The sequence below is a fragment of the Streptomyces sp. WELS2 genome (genome assembly GCF_013870595.1).
In the GTDB taxonomy this organism is placed as follows: Bacteria; Actinomycetota; Actinomycetes; order Streptomycetales; family Streptomycetaceae; genus Streptomyces.
Genome location: NZ_JACBWZ010000562.1, coordinates 1 through 4,227 on the forward strand (window position 1 = coordinate 1; position 4,227 = coordinate 4,227).

Genomic DNA, 4,227 nt, shown 5'->3' on the forward strand with positions numbered 1-4,227 from the left:
TCGTAGGCGCCACCGGTCAGCCGCGTGGCCGCGCCGCCGTCCGCGTCCGTCGTCCACAGCCCGAACGACGCCCCGGTGACCGGGTCGCCGTCGCGCTCGGAGGCGAAGACCAGGCGGCCGCCGTCGGGAGACCAGGCCGGGCACCGGTCGTCCCAGGGCCCGTCGGTGAGCCGGCGCAGCCCGCTGCCGTCGGTTCGCAGCGTCCACAGATGGAAGCCGCCGCCCCGGTAGCCGCCCACCACCAGCCGTCCGCCGTCGCGGGTGAGGACCGGGCGGGTCGCCTCCAGATCCCAGTCGGTGATCCGCACCGCCTCCCCGCCCCGCGGCGGCACCCGCCACAGGACGCCTTGCACCTCGGCGACCAGCACGGACCCGTCGCGGGAGGAGGTCACCGATCCACCGGTCAACTCCCGGTAGGACAGCGTTTCTTGCTCCACGGCGGCGGCGGACGTGGCCATGGCCAGGGGTGTCGCCGGGGCCCCGACCACCGTCAGCCCCGCGGCGGACGCCCGCAGCAGGTCCCGGCGGGTGACCCGGCCGTGATCCGTCGTCATCGCTCTCCTCACCGGGTCGCCGAGCGGCCGTTCCCGGCGCGCCGCCACGGTGGGCGGGCGGCACGGCCGGATCCATGGTGCCGGGCACCGGGTCCGAATCCTGGACGACGCGCGGGAGTTCGGCGCCGGCCGGTGGATCGCGGGTGCGTCGTCGTACGAGTGGTACGAGCCATGCCCTCGCGGGTGCACGCGTACCCTCGCGCGGTGCGCCCGCGCCTGCAAACTCGGCCGCCGTGCCCGTAGGCGGCGCCTCACACGTCCAGCGGCTGCCACGCGGGGTCGTGGCCGTAGACGAAGGCCCACTCGGGGTGGTCCACCTGGATCGGTGAGTGCAGGGAGTCACCGAAGGCTATGAGACGCCTGCCTCCGCCGGTGATGACGTACTCCGCAGCCCGCAACGCACGCTTCAACGTCTGCTGGAGCAAGCCAGGCCATCACGCGGTCCCGAGCCACGGCGCCGGGACGGCGTTCCTCCATCGGCGCACGCGCTTCACCACCGACGGCCTCCTCGGGGCACCACGCAGCGGCTGCCGTGCGGGTGCTGCGCACCGATGGTCGCCCCCGGGCCACGCATCCGAAACCAACGTCCCACCCGTGGTTGGCGTGCGATTCATGAACGGGTGATGGGCTGACGCCCGTTGACGCCCGTCCATCCCGGACGGGATGCCCCAAGGAGTCGCTTTCATGCACAGACCGTCCCGCCGTCACCTCACCGTCGCCACAGCACTGCTGGCGTCCACCGCCGCCGCCGTCGCCTTCACCACCGGCGCCGGCGCGACCGACACCAAGCAGCAGGCCGAGGACGCCATCAAGGGCGGCAAGGCGAAGAACGTCATCCTGCTGATCGGTGACGGCATGGGGGACTCGGAGATCACGCTCGCCCGTGACTACACCGTCGGCGCCAACGGCCGCCTGAACATGGACAAGTTCCCGCTGACCGGTGAGTACACCACGTACGCCGTGCACAAGGACGGCACGCCTGACTACGTCACCGACTCCGCCGCCAGCGGCAGCGGCTGGGCGACGGGTGTGAAGACGGTCAACGGCCGCATCTCCAAGACGCCCGGCTCCGACAAGGCCGTCCGCACGATCCTGGAGCTGGCGCAGAAGAATGGTTACGCCACCGGCAGCGTCACCACGGCCGAACTGACCGACGCCACCCCGGCCGTACTCGCCTCCCATGTCACCGACCGCTCCTGCCAGGGCCCGGCCGACATGGCCAAGTGCCCCGCCGACACGATCGCGGCGGGCGGCCCGGGCTCGATCGCCGAGCAGTCCGTCAACCACAAGGTGGACGTCCTCTTCGGCGGCGGCAAGCAGCGCTTCGACCAGAAGGTCACCGACGGCAGGTACAAGGGTCTGACCGTCACCGAGCAGGCCGGGAAGCTCGGCTATCAGGTCGTCACCGACAACGCCTCGATGAAGGCCGCGAAGCCGGGCAAGCCCGTCCTCGGCCTGTTCGCCTCCGGGAACGTGCCGGTCGAGTGGACCGGCAAGCCCGCCGCCGTCGGTGGCACCGACCCGCAGCGCTGCGTCACCTCCAACCCGAACCGGCCGTCCACGACGCCGAGCCTGGCGGACTCCGCCACGAAGGCGATCCAGCTGCTGGAGGCCAAGCAGCGGCAGAAGCACTCCAAGAAGGGCTTCTTCCTCCAGATCGAGGGCGCCTCCATCGACAAGCAGGACCACGCCGCGGACCCCTGCGGCCAGATCGGCGAGACCGCCGCCTTCGACCGCGCGGTGAAGGTCGCCCGCGCCTACGCGGCCCAGCACCCGGACACCCTCGTCGTCACCACCGCCGACCACGGCCACACCAGCCAGATCGTCCCGCTGGAGGCCACCCCGCCCGGCCTGTCCGCCACCCTGGTGACCAACGAGGGCCAGCAGCTGAAGGTCAACTACTCGACCAACACCCCGGGCCAGTCCCAGGAGCACACCGGCACCGAGGTGCGCATCGCCGCACAGGGCCCGCTGGCCTACCGTGTGCTCGGCGTCACCAACCAGACCGATCTGTTCACCACCCTCCGCGAGGCCCTGCGCCTGAGCTGAGTGCCCTGAAAAAAGGGGGAAGGGGAGACCGGTGGTCCGGTCTCCCCTTCCCCCTTTCCCTTCTTCACGCCCCCCTCGACCGGCCGCATGCCCCGTTCTGTTGGTTGCGCAAGTTTGCGACTATGGGATGCGCCACCCCTCGCCGCGCCGTGCCGCGCTGTGCTCCGACGGGTGGCGGAGCCGCTGGGGCGATAAACGCGATCGCCGCTTTCGCCGACATCGAGTACCGCGAGTACCTGGCGGCCGTGACCGCGAGTTCCGGCCCGAGGAGCGGCCGACGTGCCCTCCGCGGCCCCGCGCCGCCGTCCCGCGAGCCAGGGGTGCCGTCGTGTGGCGACCTGCCGCCGTCCCGCGCTTCCGGGTTGCCCACCCGTGCCGCCGGGCCGCCGCCCTCTACGTCCGCGAGGCTCGTCTCGGCCTCGGTGGCACTGGTGCTGGCGTTCTCCGGGTACGGAATGTCGCCCTCCGGAGCTCTGTCCCACGCCGGCGACAGCGTGCTCACGGCCGGCCTGCTGCTGGGCGCGCTGGCCGTCGGGGTGGCGGTCGGTGACCTGCTCCGGCGGTCCCGGCCGGAGGCGGACGACCGCTCGGGCGGCCGCGGCGCGGTGGCGGGCACCGCGGACACGGTGGCCCGGGCCCGGCAGGCGTGACAACTGGCCCTGCTGGAGCGAGGGGTGGTGCCCTTCCTCCTCGGCCGTCTCGAAGAGGCACGCCTGGGACAGCGCCGGTATCGCCCGGGACGGTGACGGACCGGGCGCGGGAGGCCCTGGGGCGGGAGGCCCTGGGGCTTCTGGGCGGTCCGCCTGACGCGGGAGACCCCAGGGCAGCCCGCTCGGGGCAGGAAACCCCTGGTCGGGCCGCTCGGGGCGAAAGGCTCCCGGCGCGACCGCCGAATGCTCCAGGCGCCGCACGACGCCCGGGAGTCAGGCGCCGCACCGTGCCCAAGGCCTGACGTCGCACCACGCCCAAGGCCTGACGCCGCACGACGTCCGAGGTCTCGCGCCGCACCATGCCAGGGAACCAGGCGCCGCACGTTCACCGGAGACCAGCCGACCGACGATGCCCGAGGCCCGCGCCGCGCCATGCCCGGAGGTCAGATGCCGAACGATCGCCAGGGACCGGCCGACCGACGATGCCCGGTTCCCACGGCGCACGAGGCCCGGCGACCCGGCGCTTACGATGGGCGGGCCCGTGGGTGCCGGTCGCTCGCGGGGCGGAATCGAAGGGGACAGGAGTGGACAGGGGAACCGTGACGGACCGCGCCGGTGGCCTGGAGGACCCGCCCGCCGAGGTGCTGGCGGCCGCGGCGGCCGCGTTCGGGCTGCTCGCCTCGACCGCCCGGCTGCATCTGATGTGGGCCCTGTCCCAGGGCGAGAGCGATGTGACCCACCTCGCCGACCGGGTGGGCGGCGCGCTGCCCGCCGTCAGCCAGCACCTGACCAAGCTGAAGCTGGCCGGACTCGTCGGCTCGCGCCGGGAAGGCCGGCGGCAGGTCTACTACATCGACGATCCCGACGTGGTCACACTCGTTCGGGTGATGATCACGCATCTGACCGAGCCCTCCCGGTACGGATTCCGGCGCCGGTTCCGGCGGGGCCGTTTCCTCCGGTGCGGCTTCCGGCTT

The 4,227-nt window shown here is 72.9% G+C and carries 3 protein-coding genes and 2 pseudogenes; 3 read left to right on the forward strand and 2 right to left on the reverse strand.

Annotated features, from left to right (window positions below):
- Together H5J33_RS25665 and H5J33_RS25670 are read right to left on the reverse strand one after the other, a co-directional pair.
- Positions 1–554: pseudogene (locus H5J33_RS25665) on the reverse strand (PD40 domain-containing protein); the annotation flags it as partial.
- A 272-nt stretch (positions 555–826) separates the two neighbouring features.
- A pseudogene (locus tag H5J33_RS25670) lies at positions 827–943 on the reverse strand (MBL fold metallo-hydrolase); the annotation flags it as partial.
- Between the two features lie 295 nt (positions 944–1,238).
- On the opposite strand from H5J33_RS25670, the gene H5J33_RS25675 reads away from it, so the two are divergent.
- From H5J33_RS25675 to H5J33_RS37785, 3 genes are all read left to right on the forward strand, one after another.
- Positions 1,239–2,603, forward strand: coding sequence for an alkaline phosphatase (locus tag H5J33_RS25675; protein ID WP_181797239.1), 1,365 nt, complete (start codon positions 1,239–1,241; stop codon positions 2,601–2,603).
- 362 nt (positions 2,604–2,965) lie between these two features.
- A complete protein-coding gene (locus H5J33_RS25680; protein WP_181797240.1) occupies positions 2,966–3,253 on the forward strand; it encodes a hypothetical protein in 288 nt (95 codons plus the stop codon).
- A gap of 599 nt (positions 3,254–3,852) precedes the next feature.
- The coding region (locus H5J33_RS37785; protein ID WP_399552917.1) for an ArsR/SmtB family transcription factor at positions 3,853–4,227 on the forward strand (375 nt) is incomplete at its 3' end.

Coding starts and splice junctions, on each gene's coding strand:
- H5J33_RS25675 (WP_181797239.1), top strand. CDS start 1,239: ATGCACAGACCGTCCCGCCGTCACCTCACCGTCGCCACAGCACTGCTG.